The 16,667-nt window shown below is 29.2% G+C and carries 22 protein-coding genes and 1 riboswitch; of the genes, 1 reads left to right on the plus strand and 21 read right to left on the minus strand.

Features of this window, described 5'->3' with window-relative positions; translation table 11 throughout:
• Positions 1-73 precede the first annotated feature (73 nt).
• The 14 genes from GOQ29_RS09150 to GOQ29_RS09215 form a co-directional block, all read right to left on the minus strand.
• Positions 74-442 carry a DUF8042 domain-containing protein gene (locus tag GOQ29_RS09150; protein WP_203372344.1) on the minus strand — a complete coding sequence of 123 codons (369 nt, stop codon included), beginning with the start codon at positions 440-442 and terminating at the stop codon, positions 74-76.
• A 78-nt stretch (positions 443-520) separates the two neighbouring features.
• The gene (locus GOQ29_RS09155; protein WP_203372345.1) at positions 521-1,333 is read right to left on the minus strand and encodes a flagellin N-terminal helical domain-containing protein; all 813 of its coding nucleotides are present in this window, start codon (positions 1,331-1,333) and stop codon (positions 521-523) included.
• A gap of 178 nt (positions 1,334-1,511) precedes the next feature.
• The gene (gene csrA, locus GOQ29_RS09160; protein WP_203372346.1) at positions 1,512-1,736 is read right to left on the minus strand and encodes a carbon storage regulator CsrA; all 225 of its coding nucleotides are present in this window, start codon (positions 1,734-1,736) and stop codon (positions 1,512-1,514) included.
• 2 nt (positions 1,737-1,738) lie between these two features.
• Positions 1,739-2,182, minus strand: coding sequence for a flagellar assembly protein FliW (gene fliW, locus GOQ29_RS09165; RefSeq protein WP_203372347.1), 444 nt, complete (start codon positions 2,180-2,182; stop codon positions 1,739-1,741).
• Positions 2,183-2,239: 57 nt separating this feature from the next.
• On the minus strand, positions 2,240-2,788 hold the full coding sequence (locus tag GOQ29_RS09170; protein WP_203372348.1) for a DUF6470 family protein: 549 nt from the start codon (positions 2,786-2,788) through the stop codon (positions 2,240-2,242).
• Between the two features lie 44 nt (positions 2,789-2,832).
• Positions 2,833-3,762, minus strand: coding sequence for a flagellar hook-associated protein FlgL (gene flgL, locus GOQ29_RS09175; protein ID WP_203372349.1), 930 nt, complete (start codon positions 3,760-3,762; stop codon positions 2,833-2,835).
• Between the two features lie 17 nt (positions 3,763-3,779).
• Positions 3,780-5,270 carry a flagellar hook-associated protein FlgK gene (gene flgK, locus GOQ29_RS09180; RefSeq protein WP_203372350.1) on the minus strand — a complete coding sequence of 497 codons (1,491 nt, stop codon included), beginning with the start codon at positions 5,268-5,270 and terminating at the stop codon, positions 3,780-3,782.
• Positions 5,271-5,289: 19 nt separating this feature from the next.
• Positions 5,290-7,167: a flagellar hook-associated protein FlgK gene (gene flgK / locus GOQ29_RS09185; RefSeq protein ID WP_203372351.1), complete on the minus strand. Its 1,878-nt coding sequence runs from the start codon at positions 7,165-7,167 to the stop codon at positions 5,290-5,292.
• Positions 7,168-7,182: 15 nt separating this feature from the next.
• Positions 7,183-7,665 carry a flagellar protein FlgN gene (locus GOQ29_RS09190; RefSeq protein ID WP_203372352.1) on the minus strand — a complete coding sequence of 161 codons (483 nt, stop codon included), beginning with the start codon at positions 7,663-7,665 and terminating at the stop codon, positions 7,183-7,185.
• An 11-nt stretch (positions 7,666-7,676) separates the two neighbouring features.
• Positions 7,677-7,967, minus strand: coding sequence for a flagellar biosynthesis anti-sigma factor FlgM (flgM, locus tag GOQ29_RS09195; RefSeq protein WP_203372353.1), 291 nt, complete (start codon positions 7,965-7,967; stop codon positions 7,677-7,679).
• Positions 7,968-8,050: 83 nt separating this feature from the next.
• The gene (locus GOQ29_RS09200; protein ID WP_203372354.1) at positions 8,051-8,449 is read right to left on the minus strand and encodes a TIGR03826 family flagellar region protein; all 399 of its coding nucleotides are present in this window, start codon (positions 8,447-8,449) and stop codon (positions 8,051-8,053) included.
• 43 nt (positions 8,450-8,492) lie between these two features.
• Positions 8,493-9,137, minus strand: coding sequence for a ComF family protein (locus GOQ29_RS09205; RefSeq protein ID WP_203372355.1), 645 nt, complete (start codon positions 9,135-9,137; stop codon positions 8,493-8,495).
• A gap of 1 nt (position 9,138) precedes the next feature.
• Positions 9,139-11,367 (minus strand): SF1B family DNA helicase RecD2, encoded by a 2,229-nt coding sequence (gene recD2, locus GOQ29_RS09210; RefSeq protein WP_203372356.1) that lies wholly within the window; start codon positions 11,365-11,367, stop codon positions 9,139-9,141.
• Positions 11,368-11,401: 34 nt separating this feature from the next.
• Entirely contained in the window at positions 11,402-11,995 is a 594-nt protein-coding gene (locus tag GOQ29_RS09215) for a hypothetical protein (protein ID WP_203372357.1), read from the minus strand.
• Positions 11,996-12,135: 140 nt separating this feature from the next.
• On the opposite strand from GOQ29_RS09215, the gene GOQ29_RS15065 reads away from it, so the two are divergent.
• The gene (locus GOQ29_RS15065; RefSeq protein ID WP_203372358.1) at positions 12,136-12,594 is read left to right on the plus strand and encodes an FMN-binding protein; all 459 of its coding nucleotides are present in this window, start codon (positions 12,136-12,138) and stop codon (positions 12,592-12,594) included.
• A gap of 24 nt (positions 12,595-12,618) precedes the next feature.
• Here the strand turns inward: GOQ29_RS15065 and GOQ29_RS09225 are convergent, their stop codons facing one another.
• The 7 genes from GOQ29_RS09225 to GOQ29_RS09255 form a co-directional block, all read right to left on the minus strand.
• Positions 12,619-12,762 (minus strand): YvrJ family protein, encoded by a 144-nt coding sequence (locus GOQ29_RS09225; RefSeq protein ID WP_203372359.1) that lies wholly within the window; start codon positions 12,760-12,762, stop codon positions 12,619-12,621.
• A gap of 55 nt (positions 12,763-12,817) precedes the next feature.
• Positions 12,818-13,036: a DUF2922 domain-containing protein gene (locus tag GOQ29_RS09230; protein ID WP_203372360.1), complete on the minus strand. Its 219-nt coding sequence runs from the start codon at positions 13,034-13,036 to the stop codon at positions 12,818-12,820.
• Positions 13,037-13,068: 32 nt separating this feature from the next.
• A complete protein-coding gene (locus GOQ29_RS09235; RefSeq protein ID WP_203372361.1) occupies positions 13,069-13,296 on the minus strand; it encodes a DUF1659 domain-containing protein in 228 nt (75 codons plus the stop codon).
• Between the two features lie 48 nt (positions 13,297-13,344).
• Positions 13,345-13,902, minus strand: a complete 558-nt coding sequence (locus GOQ29_RS09240; protein WP_203372362.1) for an RNA polymerase sigma factor — start codon at positions 13,900-13,902, stop codon at positions 13,345-13,347.
• 190 nt (positions 13,903-14,092) lie between these two features.
• Positions 14,093-14,380 (minus strand): hypothetical protein, encoded by a 288-nt coding sequence (locus GOQ29_RS09245; RefSeq protein WP_203372363.1) that lies wholly within the window; start codon positions 14,378-14,380, stop codon positions 14,093-14,095.
• An 87-nt stretch (positions 14,381-14,467) separates the two neighbouring features.
• Entirely contained in the window at positions 14,468-15,655 is a 1,188-nt protein-coding gene (gene metK / locus GOQ29_RS09250) for a methionine adenosyltransferase (RefSeq protein WP_207750686.1), read from the minus strand.
• 72 nt (positions 15,656-15,727) lie between these two features.
• A riboswitch (SAM riboswitch) is annotated at positions 15,728-15,829 on the minus strand.
• Positions 15,830-15,924: 95 nt separating this feature from the next.
• Positions 15,925-16,434, minus strand: coding sequence for a COG2426 family protein (locus tag GOQ29_RS09255; RefSeq protein WP_252187570.1), 510 nt, complete (start codon positions 16,432-16,434; stop codon positions 15,925-15,927).
• Positions 16,435-16,667 lie beyond the last annotated feature (233 nt).

The following is a 16,667-nucleotide window of genomic DNA, read 5'->3' on the forward strand; positions in this document are numbered from 1 at the left end:
AGCTAATTAATTTATATATTTCAGGATATTTTTTTGTAAAATCATTATATTATATACAGCCATACTTTACAGCTTAATTCACAGTGAAACTAATATTAGATATCCCTTTTTTCCAATAAGTAAACATATCTAACATTTCATATTCTAATAAATCATTTAAATATATATAGTCCTCATTCTTTAACGCTTTTTCAAATTCTAATAGCATTTCATTTATTTTATTTTCATCAATATTTATATTATAGGTAGCTAGAGTCGGTTTTGTAAGTGTTACAACCTCTATACACCAATTTATACCTTCCATAGCTTCTACTAATAGTTTTAAAGCTTCTCCTTGTTTATCTTGAGAAAAATACTTTATCATTTTTTTTACTCCTGGTATAAGTCTATCAAGATACTCGTTCAATGAATTTAGAGAATCATTTATCAAGTTAGTTGTCATAAATATTTACCTCCTTTATTAAAATAAGACTAACCAATAGGTCAGCCTTACTTTAATAATATTATATCAATTATTTAATTATCTTAATAATTGAAGTACCTGTTGTGGTTGTTGATTAGCTTGAGCAAGCATAGCTTGAGCAGCTTGGCTAAGAATATTATTCTTAGTAAAACTCATCATTTCTTCAGCCATATCAACATCTCTAATCCTTGACTCAGAAGATTGTAAGTTCTCAGATGCATTATCAAGATTCTTGATAGTATGCTCTAATCTATTTTGAAGAGCTCCTAATCCTGAACGCTCTCCAGATAATTTTTCAATAGCTGCATCTATTGTTGCTATTGCCGCATCTGCGCCAGATTGAGTTGAAACAGTTATATCCTTTAGACCTAATCCACTTGCAGTCATATTTCCTATTGATAATGAAACATTTTCGCCTTTATTAGCTCCTATATGAATTATAGCACCTTTTAAACTACCTGTTAATAAGTCTTTCTTATTAAATTGAGTACTTTCACCTATTCTAGTTAATTCTTCTTTTAATGCATTTACTTCATCAACTATAGCATCTCTATCAGCTTCTTCGTTTGTATCACTTGCAGCTTGAACAGAAAGCTCTCTCATTCTTTGAAGTATTGCATGAGACTCATTTAATGCACCTTCAGCAGTTTGGATAAGAGATATACCATCTTGAGCATTACTTGATGCTTGGTTAAGTCCTCTTATTTGTCCTCTCATTTTTTCTGAGATAGATAGACCTGCTGCATCATCTCCAGCTCTATTGATTCTGTGACCTGAAGATAATTTCTCTAAAGATTTTGATGTTGCGTTGTTGTTGATTCCTAATTGTCTGTGACTGTTCATAGCCATTAAGTTATGATTAATTCTCATTTTATATTCCTCCTTGAATTTTACCCTTTTGGCATCCTTACCTGGGATATTTTTATTTAATAAACAAATATAATACATTCGGCCGTTATGTAAAATATTAATTTATTTTATTCTTCACATATATTATCGGCAGTCTTTTATAACACTTTAGTGTTTTTTTAAAACTTTTTATAAAAATTTAAAAAAACATATCTTTTAACTTATCAATATTTACCTCTTTGCTATTTGCTGCCTCTTTATTTTCTTTTTGAATATCTTCATATATTTCTTTTCTATGTATATCTATATCCTTCGGTGCATTTATTCCTATTTTTACTTTTCCATCCTCTATATCAGATATTATTACCTCAATATTATCTCCTATTATGACACTTTCATTTTTCTTTCTGGATAGTATAAGCATATTTATTCCCCCTGCCCTTGATTCTGAAATAAAGGATATTTAGTAGTATATCTTTTATCATCTAATATTATTTGTTTTCCTAATCTTTCTTTACAATTTATAATAATTGGTCCTGATAAATTAGCAGTTGTATTCTTTATATCTTCTGGAACTACCACTATAGTATATATTGCTATATCTTTAGGAGAATTTATTTTCAATTTATTTACTACAGAATCTGGAATATTTATATCGTAATCTTTTTTAAATAAAAAAGGATTTATTATTACAAAAGATAGTTCTGGATTTTCTAATGATTGAAACCATTGAAACGAATTATTCTTATCTCCATTATCTATAATTATAAATCTCTTCTGATCTTCAAATGCCAATATTCCCCCCGGAAAATCTATTATTGATTCTTCATTTATCTCTATTTCTCCAAATCTTTTTGTACTTATTATCACATTTTCACCTGCTTTCTAGTATATGAACTTACTTATTATGTTTATAATATAATAATATCATATTTTTTCATCTATATAATTAATACTTATCTCAGGCCATTTTTCCATATATATATCTACTTTACCAGGAGTATAATCTACATTAATTTTGTATGGAACATACTCCGCTTCTACTCCTCCCAATTCCCAATATATTTTTATTCCACCTTTAACATCAATTTTAGGCCTTGATTTTGGCATAGTAACAGCTCCGAATTCTTTTTCCTCCATCATACTATTTTCTGCAATTTCTGGTATTGCATCAGGCATATTATTTCCTATCATAGCACATCTATCTCCTTCTTCACATCTCCGTTGTATACCTTCTAAAACAGCTCTTTTTGCTATAGCTACCATTTCTGCAGATAAGTCCGTATTATTTTTAAGACCAGCTTCAGCGAAACACTGATACTGGTCTATTATTACTTGAACTGGTTCTCCATCTATATTCATTTTTGCAGGATTTTGTTTCAAATTTAATTGTCCCTTTTGTGTATTAATATCTATGTTTGCATTATGAGTATTTATACCTATTTGTCCTTGTTGTGTATTTATTTGTAAAGGCACTATATCATCTCCTTAAAACTCTTCTTTAACTTCAATACGACAAATTACCCAAGAAAATCTATAAGACTAGGCTGTATTACCCTAGCTCCTGCCGATAAAGATGCATTATATACATTCTCCATCATCTTTAGATTCATTATAACTTCTGACATATCTACATCTTCATTATTAGATAAAAGTTTAGTTACACTTAACTTTTGTTCTTCTAATCTATTCATATTCAAATCTAATCTATTAGTTTTAGCTCCTATTCCTGCTCCTATTGATAAAAGATTCTTCATAGTATCATCTATAGCTGCTATACTATTATCTATCAACGCATTATCATCATTATCTAGCCCCTGTATAAGATTATCAATAACTTCCAACATTTGACATTTCTCACCAGCAACTGCATCATTATCTGTATACCCACTATCAGCGACGCGTCCAAATAATTCATTTCCTACTGTATTTATTAAAATAGAATCAGCTGGACCTACATTATATGCACTTTTTTCCGTTATACTTAAATTAACGTTGTAATTTCCATCTTCATCTAATACATCTTTATCTGTTTTATACCCAGAAAATATTGACCTATTGGCATATTTAGTATTTGCTACCTTTATGATTTGTTCTCTAATCTGTTTTACCTCTGCTGAAATTTTCTCTAAGTCTTCAGGGCCATATGAATCAGTAGCACCTTCAACAGTAATCTCTCTAACCCTCTGAAAAATATCGACAAGTTCAGCTACTGATGATTCAGTTATCTCAAGCCAAGATACAGCATCATTTACATTTCTTTTATATTGCTCTATCTTAGATAAATCTGTATTATATTTAAGACTTTTAGACACTCCTATCGGATCATCAGAGGGCAACCGGAATTTCTTTTGTGAAGACATTTGTTGTTGAACCTTATCTAATCTTCCAAGATTACTATGCATATTATTCATCATATTCATTATCATCATGTTATTTGTAATTCTCATAATATCACTCCCTTACCTTATCTTCCTACTAATCCTAACCTATTTATAGTTACATCATATATATTATCTATTGTGGTTATCATTCTCGCTGCTGCATTATATGAATGTTGAAATTTAACCATATTTGTAACTTCTTCATCAAGAGATACTCCTGATTCTGATTCTCTCCTTCTTTCTATTCCTTGAATAATTACTTTTTGATTAGTTTTCATTCTTTTTGCCTGATCTCCATCCACCGCTAATGTGGATAATACTGATTTCATAAAATCATCTGGTGTCCCCTGAGGTACTGTATCATTAAAAAATGTAGTATCATCTCTAGCTGCTATAAGTTCTAATAAATTCTTATTATTTTCCTTCTCATCATTAATTGGACTATCAGATACTGCTATTTTATCTAAATCTCCTATTAACTCTGCTGATAAAGATATATTATATGCTTTAACTTGACCCACTAAATCATCTAAATCAGTAAAATCAGATGTGGGTCTCCCATCTATAGTAAACATAAATATATCAGTTTCACCATCTAAAGTATATCCTGAAGAATGTATCTCATTCATTTTGCGAGTAAATACTTGAGCAAAATCATCCAATCTATCCATATAATAAGTTATTCCTCTATATGTATTGTTTTCTCCATTTTCATCCCTTACCTCTAAAAGAGCTTTAAGCTCTCCTCCTTCTAACTTAACATCTTTTCCATTTTCCCATTGGACTAAATTTAATTTTTCCTTGGGATTATGAGGATTATCTTTTAAATTTGGAGGATATTTTAATTTATTATTAGTAATATGGTCAACTAATGTTGAACCTCCTATATCTACTCTAAATTTTCCATTAACTTCTGTAGTATTTATATCAACTATTTTTGACAATTCATCTACTAGCAAATCTCTACTATCTCTAAGATCATTAGCTGTTCTCCCATCTATCTCAACTTTATATATTTCTTCATTAAGACCTCTTATCCTAGAAGCTAAATCATTTATTTGCTTAATCTTAGTAGATACTTGAGAATTCAATTCTTTTTGAGCATCGTATAATTTTTCTGCTGTACTATTCATATAGCTAGTTAATGCCATCGCTTCTTTCTGTACTAATTCTCTATAAGAATCATCCGAAGGACTAGTAGAAAGAGTTTCTAATGCTTTAAAAAAATCATCAAGATTCTGTCTAATGGCACTATCAGAAGGTTCATTAAATATTTCTTGTATTTCTGTAAGAGTTGATTCTTTAATCTCCCACTCTCCCATAGGAGCTCGTTCTCCCCAATACTTAAAATCTAAATAACTATTTCTTACTCTAGTTACATCAGTCACATCTGTTCCTGTTCCCAAAAACCCTACCCCTGGTATACTTAATGCACTTCTTGCCTCTTGAGTATTCTTCTGTCTACTATATCCTTTAGTTGCCGAATTAGATATATTATGATATGTTGTATATAAATTTCTCTGACTAGCCAAAAGTCCTGATACTGCTGTATTAAATCCTATCCATCCACTCATTATATCTCTCCTTAATCAATTAATTTCCTACTTTACCCATTTTATTTACAATATTATCAATCATCTCATCAATTGCATTTACAACTCTACTATTAGCTGTATAAGAATGCTGAAATTTAAGCATATTTGTCATTTCCTCATCCATTGATACTCCTGAAATAGATATTCTGTCATTGTCTATATTTTTTATAATTATATTTTGACTTTTTTCCATTTCAATAGACTCATTAGCCACCACACCCAACTCCAATACTATATTCCTATAAAAATTATCAGCATTCAAATTACCAAAGATATATTGATCCCTTAATTTTATTATTTCTTCAGCTATTTTCCCGTCTCCTTTTTTTCCGGATTCAGATGCCGCTATATTATTTAAATTCTCTAGATTAGGATTCAACATTATATTTCCTGCTTGAATTTCAGTACCTTCTTCAATAGGCACAAAAAAATCTTCTCCATCCTCTCCTAATAATGTTTTTCCTTGTTTATGTATATCATTTATGTTCCTTGCTAATGTATTTACAAATGTATTTAATTGTTTCTTTATTGAAGGTATTATTTCTGTATAATCATCTATATGTCCCATTTCTCTAGCCATAGAATCTGTAGTTTCCTGAACTATATCTTTTATTTCTAAGTTACTATCTACAGAAGAAAATATATTACCATTAGTAGCTGCAGCTATATCATCCCATCCATCTGTTTCATTTGTTATAACCGTTACAGACACACCTAAACTCTTTAATGTCTCTAATTCTTCTGCTGTTGGATTCATTTTCTGATCCGAAGCCAATACTATTTTTCTATGAGCACCTTCTTCCCAGTTTCCACTATCATTTTCATTTTTAATATAAGCTATTAAATCACTTACATTATTTATCGCTGGACTATTATCCTCTACTATATTGGATTCTATATCCTTTTTACTCAATTCATCAGCATAATCAGTAAGTATAGCATCTCCAGTTTTGTTTATAACCCTAACATCAACCTTAGGATTAACTGCTCCATTATTTTCTCCCAAAATAGTATTTTCTACATCACCTCTAGCATGTAAAAGACCTAACATATATCCTGAATTAATATCTACCTTCATATCACCAGGCATATCTTTCCAATATACCTCATGAAAAGAACTATTTATTCTTTTTGCTTCCATCTCTCTATAGTCAGTACCACTTACCAACATTGTTCCTCCAACGTATATATCTACACAAGAGTTCTTTTTATCGACTGTTTCTATATTTATCAATTCAGATAACCTATCTATTAATCCGTTTCTTTTATCTCTTATATCATTTGCTTTTCGTCCATCACTTTCTGCCTCCATTATTAATCTATTGGTTTTAGTTATTTCTTCAGCTATATCATTGATTTCTTCTACAGTATCCCCAATCTGTTTATTTAAATTTATTTGTAAAGCATCTATACCAGCATTTATATGGTTTACAGTGTCTACAAAAGCAGTAGCCCTTCCCTTTACTAAACCTCTTATAATAGGATTACTTGGATCTTTGGATAGCTCTTCAAAGCCATCCCATAATTCATCCATTACATTTTGTAAACTTGTATCCGAGACCTCGTTTATTATCTCTTGAACCTGGGAAAAAACATCATTTCTTGCTTCCCAATAGCCTTTTATATTTGCTTGATCTCTATATCTTATATCTAAAAACTCATCTCTAATCTGTCTTATTTCCTGTATATCTACCCCTCTTCCTATTTGTCCTACTCCTGGTATATTTAAATATCTCATAGATGCCTGAATAACATCTTGCCTTACATAATTAGGATTATCTGCATTTGATATATTATGAGATACTGTATCTAATGCCTTTTGACTTGTATACAATCCTGATATGGCTGTAGCTAATCCTGAAAATATTGTACTCATAACTTACCTCCTATCTTAAGCTTCTTGATTAAATATACTTATAGTAGACTTCTTATTTTTATTACCATAAGTTATTTCATCTTCCTCTTCTGTAAACATACTTATATTTAAATTTACATAGTCTAAACTATCTTTGATTAATGAAGAATTCAACTGATTTTTATCTTTTATCTTAGATAACACTTCTAAAAATTCTTCTCTTAAATCAAATACCTCTTTTTTATCCTCATCATCTAATATTTTTAGAAGTCTTAATATATCTATATCTTCATTCATTCCTGCCTTATGTTGAATATTAAATATTACTTTATTTCTTAAATTGTCAAATTTCCCCAATTTATTGACAATATTATTTTCTTTATTAGTTAATTTATCTAATTTTTCAATATTTCCTTCTATTAAAATCTCTGTTTTTTCATTCATTAAATTTAATAAATCTCTATATACTAATATCTCCTCTTTCAAAACTTTTTTTAAAATATCTACTAAGTCTTTCATATAACCTCCCACTAATAATCATTTCTGATTTTTATATCTTCTATCATTTTTTCTACAACCTTTTTAGGATCAATATTATAATTACCTGAGTCATATCTAGCTTTAATCTCTTCTACTTTTTCTTTACGGATATCTGGAGATTCTTTTGCAATTTTAAATGCTCTTTGTATATCCTTAGCTTCTTTTGATATAGTAAATTCATCCTTTTTTCCAAGTCTATTATTTTCTGATACTTCATTTTTATTAGTTTTCTTATAAGCATTCATTACCTTATTTATACTATTGTTATTAAAAATTTTCATAAAAACACCCCATCTCACCGATTTATTCTATCTCTATTATCGGCAATAATGAGGTATAACTTTAATATATTTATTTAATTATTTTAACGTCTGTCCTTCACATTCATATTTCTTCCAGTCTTCTTAGTTCTAAAAGGCTTATTATCATTTTTAATAGCTCCTACTAACTCTCTCCCTAATTCATATGCACACTTATTACAAAATCTTCCAGTTTTTATAGCTTGTCCACATCTTTCACAATCTAATATTAAATTACTTCCATCTTTTACTTCTAATCTACCTTGTCTAAGATAATTCAATATTTTTTTAGTAGAAACTTCTGTCTCTTCGGAAACTTCTTGAATTGTAGCATCAGGATTATTATATATATATGCTTTAACCTTTTGAAATAATTCTTCTTCTTCCCTTCTACAACGACTACAATAAGGAAATCCATCATAATTATATATTTTCCCACATTTGTTACAATTTCTTACACCCATTCTTTTCACTCCTTATTTACAGAATACCCTTTTTTCCATTCTACTATAAATTTCTTCCGGTTGCTATAGTTATTAAATATGTATTTTTACATCCTACACTTTTTAAAACCCTAGAAGCCTCATTATATGTAGAACCCGTAGTAAATATATCATCCACTAATAATATATTCTTATTTATAAAATTCTTACTGTCTTTTACCTTAAATACCCCTTTTATATTTTGTCTTCGTTCTTTTTTACTAAGTTCACTTTGACTTCTAGTACTCTTTATTTTTATCAAATTTTTAATATCTATTGGTATATTTATTTTTTTAGAAATATATTTTGCTAACAATTCTGATTGATTAAATCCTCGAGATGCCTTTTTTCTTCTATCCAAAGGTATAGGAACTATTATATCTATACCTTTTATTTCAGAAGAATAATAAGAATCCACTAAAATTTCACCAAATATTTTATACAAATAAGGATTCCTACCATATTTATATTTAAATATTAATTCTTTTACTATTCCTTGATACTTTAAAGGACAGATTATATCTTTTTCCACTATTTGATCTAAAAAAGGCAATTTATTTCTACATTCATTACATAAATAATTTTCTATACCTTTATAATACTCATCGCATATAAAACATATATTTTTTTCTGGATAAATCAATTCTAATAATAGCTCTAATATATTCATATTATCTCCTCATATATAGATCAAAAACATCCTTTAATCTTCTACTTAATCCAGAATATCTTTTAGTTATTCTATTATTTGATATCATTGCACCAAGATATTTTTCCATGCCTACTAATACTACTAATTCTCTAGCCCTAGTAATCCCAGTATATAATAGATTTCTAGTCAATAGCATTGGAGGACCCCAGGATATAGGAATTATTACAACAGGAAATTCACTTCCTTGACTCTTATGTATGGTAGTAGCATAGGCTAATCTCAATTCATCTAGTTGACTAAAAGGATAGATAACTTCTTTATTATCATCAAATTTTATATTAAGTTCACTCTCTTCATTATCTATAGCAATGATTATTCCTAAATCACCATTAAATATTCCTTCTCCTTCTTCTACTACTTTACTTCCATCATATATCTTCCATTCACTACTATAATTATTTTTTATTTGCATGATCTTATCCCCAACTCTAAAAATAGTATCTCCTTGTTTTCTTTCTTTCTTCAAATTACTCTTGGGATTTAAAATACTTTGTATCTTTTCATTTAATATATTTACACCTACATCACTTTTTTTCATTGGAGTTAAGACTTGAATATCTGCTGTAGGATTATACCCATTGAATTTTCTTAATCTTCTATGCACTAACTCTAATATCGTTCTTTGTATGTCTTGAGGATTTTCTCTAGGCATAAAGAAAAAATCCTTATCTTTTTTATTTAAATATGGATATTCACCTTTGTTTATCCTATGAGCATTTACTACAATCATACTCTCCTTTGCTTGTCTAAATATTTCATTTAATTGAACTATTTTTATAAGTTTTGAATCTATTATATCCCTTAATACGTTTCCTGCTCCTACTGAAGGAAGTTGATCCACATCTCCTACTAATATTAATCTTGTGCCAGGAGTTATTGCCTTTAATAAATTATTCATAAGTAAAATATCTACCATAGATACTTCATCTATTATTATTACATCACTTTCCATAGGAGTTCCATCATCTCTACCAAAGGCCATCCCTATCTGATCATCTACAAAAGAATATTCTAATAATCTATGTATAGTTTTTGCCTCTTTTCCTGTAGCCTCGCTCATTCTCTTAGCTGCTCTTCCCGTAGGAGCTGCTAATGTAATCTCTAAATCTTCCATTTCAAATAATTTAATTATAGTATTTATAGTAGTTGTCTTTCCAGTTCCAGGTCCTCCAGTAATTACCAGTACGCCATTTTCTACTGATTCCTTTACAGCTTCCCTTTGATTATTAGCTAAATCAATACCTTCTCTATTTTCAATGATTTGAATCTCTTTTTCTATATCTAAATTAATAGATGGCATATCCACTATAGATAACTCTACTAATCTTTTACTTACATTTGTCTCTGCCGTATAAAAAGGTATAGAGTATACTCTAATTTCTCCATCAACATTTTCTAATTTTATATTGTCTTCTAAAATCATAGAAGTAATTCCATTTTCTATTTCTTCTTCAGAAATTCCTAATATTTTCTTAGATTTATATATTAAAATATCTTTTAATATATATGTATGTCCTTCTGTAGAATATTTTACTAAAGCAAACTTTATACCAGCTCTTATTCTATATTTAGAATTAAAATCTATACCCATAGACATAGCTATTTTATCAGCCATTTTAAATCCTATACCAAACACTTCTTCAGATAATCTATAGGGATTTTCCTTCACTTTTGCTATAGTATCTTTTCCATATTTCTTATATATTTTAATACCAAATTTAGAACTTATATCATATTGCTGTAAAAATAACATTACCTCTTTTATCTCTAATTGTTCTCCATAAGATTCAACTATTTTCTTAATCTTCTTCTTCCCTATACCATCTATTTCTTCCAGTTTATCGGGATTATATTGAATAATGTCTAAAGATGATTCACCAAATTTATCTACAATTTTTTCTGCAGTTTTTGCCCCTATTCCAGAAATAAGTCCTGATGATAAATAATTTATTATCCCATTAGTTGTAGCTGGAACCACTGGGGAATAATTTTTAACCTTTAATTGCTGTCCAAATTTTTTATGACGTTCCCATTCTCCTTCAACCCTTATAGTTTCACCGATATTCATCACAGGAATATATCCTACTATAGTCACTATATCATCTTCTGATTCTAATATAGCTACTATATATCCATTTGACTCATTCCTATATATTATTTCCTCTACTGTCCCTTGGATAGAAATCACATTAAAACCCTCCACCCTAATTTTCTTTATTATATCATAGAGACTTATTCTTCGTCGATAATCTATTCTTTATATCTACTATTTCCCTTATAACTAAAGCAATATCTTCCTTAGTAGCGGGAGTTTTATACATTAAAGATTCTTCTTTAATATATGACCCTAATCTTTCATTGTATATTTGCCTTACAACTTTTCCTTCGTTTATGTGCCTTATTATAGTTCGTTTTTTATTTAATACTTCAATATCCCTATTATCAATAGTTCTAATAAAAATCTTTTCTCCTTCCTCTATAATACTATTAATATATCTTAAATTAAAATATCCTATGGAACCATCATTCTTCGAAACAGGAATTCGAGTCTTTATTTGTATCAGTACATCCCTTTTATTCAAAGGAATTGGAACCATATTTTTTGATTCTATTCCTTTGCCATATTCCCTTCTAATAGATTGAAGGTTAACCGTATAATGATTTGCAATTACTTTAAGCACTGTAGATATTCTATTATTTATATACATATCCTGAAATTTTTCCAAAATTATTCTTGTAGAATTTCCTTCATTTTTCACATAGACTGGAATCATAGCAATAAGATTACCCCTGAGCATTTTCTCTAAATCTTTCATCCCAAATCATCCTTTCTTTATAATTATTATAACCAAACATATGTTCTTTGTAAACATAAAATAATTTCTTTTTTAAATTGAATAACTCACCACTCTTTTTGGCAACCATAATAATAATATATATTGTTAGGAGGTTTAAAGTGAAAAAAAATTCTCAAAAGAATCTTACCGTAATTTTACTAATTTTTTTATTATTTTTAATAGCAGCTTGTGGTCTTGCTACCAGTGAGGATAATACCATAACACACAAAGACTATCCATATAAAGATGGTACTTATACTGGTAGAACAGAGCCTTGGGAATATGGCAGAGAAGAAGCTATTGTCAAAATAGTAAGTGGCAAAATAGATGAAATAATGTTAAGAAAGCTGGACAATGATAGTAAAGAAATCGACTATGACAATTGGACTGGAAAAGAAGTTGATGGTCAAACTTTTCCCAATCTAATGGATTATAGAAAAACAATGGAAGAAGAAATGATTGAAAAACAGACCTATGATATAGACTCTATTTCTGGAGCTACAATTACTACAGAAAATTGGATAGAATCAGTTAAATTAGCATTAGAAGAGGCTTCTTCTGATGAATATGTAGAGTAAGCTTAAGAGTATATACTCTTAAGCTTATAATTTAGAGGATATTGCCTTTGTTAATTCATTTATACTACTAGTTATTTCAGATAATTTTGCTTCTATTCTTACTAACAAAAATATTGATACAACTATAGGAAATCCTAAATTAGCAATATGGCTAAATATCTCCTCCATCCAATAACCTCCCTTCAAAAAAGGTAGACTTAAATTTAAGTCTACCCTTAAATAATTAACCTATTATATCTTCAATCTGAGTAGTCACTATTCTTGCTCCAGATATAGATACTAAATCTCCTCCAGAAGTATCAAAAATATTTTCGGCTATAATGTTATCCATTGCTACTTGAACCTCTGCTTCAGTTAAATCCTCCTTAGGATTATCTATAGAAATTCTAGTTGTTCTATCCTTTTGATTTTTAAAAATCAACTCTATTTTCTTACTCATCATATATCACACCTCCTTTTTCTTAAATCAACTAATTACTCACCCATCGTTAATTCAGTCTCATCAATTCTCTTTACTGAGACTAATGGTAATGATTGAAGTCCTGATAGAGCAGATATTGTGTTATATGCTCCTTCATTAGTTGCATCAGTTTTTACTGAAGAAAAAGTTTTGGACTTTAATATATCTTTCCCCTGATCATCTTGACCATTATGCAATTCCATCTTTACTTTAGATCCTGTAAGTATACTGTTTACTGCCATCCTTATCACCTCCTTCAATTTATATATAAAAATAATAAAGAATATTTACTATAATGTTTTTCTTAATTTTTCTATAGCTTGTACTTTTATATTTATAACCGTTCTATAACTTATACCAAGCTTTACAGCAATTTCTGATATTTTTAATCTTTCAACATAGAAAAGGATTATAATTTCCTTTTGCCTTTGAGTTAAAACCTCTAAGGAATTATACAATTCATTAGTTTCTTCATCTTTTATATATTCCTCTTCAATATCAATTTCTGATTCTAATGTATCTAATAATGTAATACTTTCATCTTCTCCTATAGGCATATTTAAAGATATCATTTGTTTATTATTTCTTAGTTTATTTAAATAATGAAAATTTAAAATTGTCTTTAAATACCCAGGAAATTTCACTCCCTTTTTCTTATCAAAGTCTTTTATTCCTTTAATTATTACCTCAAATCCTTCTTGTAGTAAATCTTCAAATTCTTGATTATTAAAATAGTATCTCTTCATGGAAGATAAAATCAATGGTCTAAATTTCTCTATTAACTCCTCTTTAGCAAACTCATCTCCACCATTAGCTTTTTCATATAATTCATTTACTTTTTTATACATACTTTCCCTCTTTTCAGAAGAGCGCCCCTTCTTATTTACCGGTAATAATATGATATATTTTTTATGTTTTTTATTGAAATTTGGACTTATACAAAATCTAAATATGAATAAGAAAGACCCGCTAATAGAACGTACGTTCTATTAGCGGGTCCTAGGGGAATTATTGTATCTCACAGAAGATTTTTTATATTTACTTTAATTCCTGTATATCAAAAGTTTCTATATTAAATTTATGGTATGCTATTCTTATCATCTCCATAAGCTCTTCATCTTCAGTATCTAAATACACTTTAATAGGGGCAAATTTATCCTTTAAATTTAAAAATATATATTCTAATTCTTTTTCATCTTCTACTATAATACTAATTTTATGAGTTTTTTTAGGTATATCATATCCCAAAAGGATATTTTTAATAAATTCAATGATTCCATATATAAAAAATACATAAATCACTATATACATAATATATATGACCATATCCTCACCCCTAATAATAAGAGTTTAATATATTATATGTTAGTATATTAAACCTGTTACTAAGATTCAAATATGGTCATCATAAATTTAATCTAATATTTCTTTTTTAAGAATTTCAGCCTTATCAGTTTTTTCCCAAGGTAAATCAACATCAATCCTACCAAAATGTCCATAAGCTGCAGTTTGTTTATAAATAGGTCTTCTTAAATCTAAGTCTCTTATAATTGCTGCTGGACGTAAATCAAAATGTCTTCTAACTAACTTTTCAATTTTTTCCTCAGTAATTTTACCAGTTCCAAAAGTATCCACCATTATAGATACTGGTTGAGCTACACCAATAGCATAAGCCAATTGAACTTCACACTTTGAGCTAAGACCTGCTGCTACAATATTTTTGGCTACATATCTTGCTGCATATGTTGCAGATCTATCAACCTTTGTTGGATCCTTACCAGAAAAAGCTCCTCCACCATGTCTAGAATATCCACCATAAGTATCTACAATAATCTTTCTTCCAGTAAGACCAGCATCACCCTGAGGACCGCCGATAACAAATCTTCCCGTAGGATTAATAAAATACTTAGTATCTTCATCTAACAATTCCGCTGGAATTACTTCCCTAATAACTAACTTCTTTAGATCACTCTCTATAGTCTTTAATTCAACAGAATCACTATGTTGAGTAGAAATAACTACAGTATCAACTCTAACTGGTTTATTATCATTATATTCAACAGTAACTTGAGTCTTACCATCAGGACGAAGATAATCAAGTCTGCCACTTTTTCTAACCTCTGATAATCTTCTAGCTAATTTATGGGCTAATGAAATAGGTAAAGGCATCAATTCCTCTGTTTCATCACAAGCATATCCAAACATAATACCTTGATCTCCAGCTCCAGTATCTGATACACTAGATCTCTTTTGTTCTTCTCTACTTTCAAAAGATTCATTTACTCCCATAGCTATATCAGAAGATTGCTCATCAATAGATGTAAGTACAGAACATGTTTCACTGTCAAATCCATATTTAGCTCTCGTATATCCTATTTCTTCAATGGTCTTTCTGACAACTTTAGGTATATCCACATAAGTATTAGTAGTAATCTCACCAGAAACTAATACTAATCCAGTAGTTACAGAAGTCTCACAAGCAACTCTAGCTTCAGGATCTTTTGCCAAAATAGCATCTAATATCCCATCTGACACTTGATCACATATTTTATCAGGATGTCCTTCAGTAACAGACTCTGATGTAAAAAGCCATTTTCTCATATTTATTCCTCCCATAATAAATTTTAAAAAACCTCTTCTTTGAAAAGAAGAGGTTTCATTCCCATATTTTTATCCTCATCTTCCAGAGTATAAACTCTGTAGGATTTAGCACCGATTCTTATACCGGTTGCCGGGCTTCATAGGGCCTATTCCCTCCACCACTCTTGATAAGGTAATCAAGATTCTTATTTATTTAATAAGTAAATACTAACATAAGTAATTTATCCTGTCAAGAAATAAGATAAGACCTTAGATAATTATTTTTATCATTATATAAACATCCATAATCCAACAGTACTTAATGTATACATAATAATACCAGCCGTTATGACTCCTGCAACTATAGTTGGAAAGGCAAATTTAAATCTTAGATTAAATAAACTAGCAGCTAAACACCCAGTATACGCCCCTGTTGTAGGTAATGGTATTGCCACTAATAAATAAAGTCCTAATATAGTATATTTTTTCATTTTTCTACTTCTTCTTAATGTTCTATCTTCTAACCATTCAATTTTTCTATCAAAAAAATCATATTTTCTTAAAAATTTAAATACAGGTCTGAGTAAAAGTAATAAAAAAGGCACAGGCAACATATTTCCGATAATTCCTAATATAGTGCTTTGCAATGGTGAAAACCCTAATGTTACCCCTAAAGGTATAGCCCCCCTTAATTCGAATATAGGAGTAGCGCCTAAAATTATTACTGCTAATTCCTTTTTTAACACCTCAATCAATTCCATCATAGCTAAATTACTTCCCCCTATTAATATTAGTCCCATATAATTATACACTAAGAAATTAAACAATAAAACAATATTATAGAAATTTTAAGAATTTCTTAAGAAAACAAAGATATCAAGATATATCTAAAGCTAATCAAAAATAATACGATTATATAAGACTTTTCAAACCAATTTAATTTTTGTATACTGAATTAGCAACACGTTTACGGGGTGTGGCGCAGTTTGGTAGCGCATCTGGTTTGGGACCAGAGGGCCGCGGGTTCAAATCC

This window comes from Anaeromonas gelatinilytica, from assembly GCF_016820635.1.
In the GTDB taxonomy this organism is placed as follows: Bacteria; Bacillota; Clostridia; order Tissierellales; family SIT17; genus Anaeromonas; species Anaeromonas gelatinilytica.

Coding starts and splice junctions, on each gene's coding strand:
- GOQ29_RS09150 (WP_203372344.1), bottom strand. CDS start 442: ATGACAACTAACTTGATAAATGATTCTCTAAATTCATTGAACGAGTAT.
- GOQ29_RS09155 (WP_203372345.1), bottom strand. CDS start 1,333: ATGAGAATTAATCATAACTTAATGGCTATGAACAGTCACAGACAATTA.
- csrA (WP_203372346.1), bottom strand. CDS start 1,736: ATGCTTATACTATCCAGAAAGAAAAATGAAAGTGTCATAATAGGAGAT.
- flgL (WP_203372349.1), bottom strand. CDS start 3,762: ATGAGAATTACAAATAACATGATGATAATGAATATGATGAATAATATG.
- flgK (WP_203372350.1), bottom strand. CDS start 5,270: ATGAGTGGATGGATAGGATTTAATACAGCAGTATCAGGACTTTTGGCT.
- flgK (WP_203372351.1), bottom strand. CDS start 7,167: ATGAGTACAATATTTTCAGGATTAGCTACAGCCATATCAGGATTGTAT.
- GOQ29_RS09190 (WP_203372352.1), bottom strand. CDS start 7,665: ATGAAAGACTTAGTAGATATTTTAAAAAAAGTTTTGAAAGAGGAGATA.
- flgM (WP_203372353.1), bottom strand. CDS start 7,967: ATGAAAATTTTTAATAACAATAGTATAAATAAGGTAATGAATGCTTAT.
- GOQ29_RS09200 (WP_203372354.1), bottom strand. CDS start 8,449: ATGGGTGTAAGAAATTGTAACAAATGTGGGAAAATATATAATTATGAT.
- GOQ29_RS09205 (WP_203372355.1), bottom strand. CDS start 9,137: ATGAATATATTAGAGCTATTATTAGAATTGATTTATCCAGAAAAAAAT.
- GOQ29_RS09215 (WP_203372357.1), bottom strand. CDS start 11,995: ATGAAAGATTTAGAGAAAATGCTCAGGGGTAATCTTATTGCTATGATT.
- GOQ29_RS09225 (WP_203372359.1), bottom strand. CDS start 12,762: ATGGAGGAGATATTTAGCCATATTGCTAATTTAGGATTTCCTATAGTT.
- GOQ29_RS09230 (WP_203372360.1), bottom strand. CDS start 13,036: ATGATGAGTAAGAAAATAGAGTTGATTTTTAAAAATCAAAAGGATAGA.
- GOQ29_RS09235 (WP_203372361.1), bottom strand. CDS start 13,296: ATGGCAGTAAACAGTATACTTACAGGATCTAAAGTAAAGATGGAATTG.
- GOQ29_RS09240 (WP_203372362.1), bottom strand. CDS start 13,902: ATGTATAAAAAAGTAAATGAATTATATGAAAAAGCTAATGGTGGAGAT.
- GOQ29_RS09245 (WP_203372363.1), bottom strand. CDS start 14,380: ATGGTCATATATATTATGTATATAGTGATTTATGTATTTTTTATATAT.
- metK (WP_207750686.1), bottom strand. CDS start 15,655: ATGAGAAAATGGCTTTTTACATCAGAGTCTGTTACTGAAGGACATCCT.
- GOQ29_RS09255 (WP_252187570.1), bottom strand. CDS start 16,434: ATGGGACTAATATTAATAGGGGGAAGTAATTTAGCTATGATGGAATTG.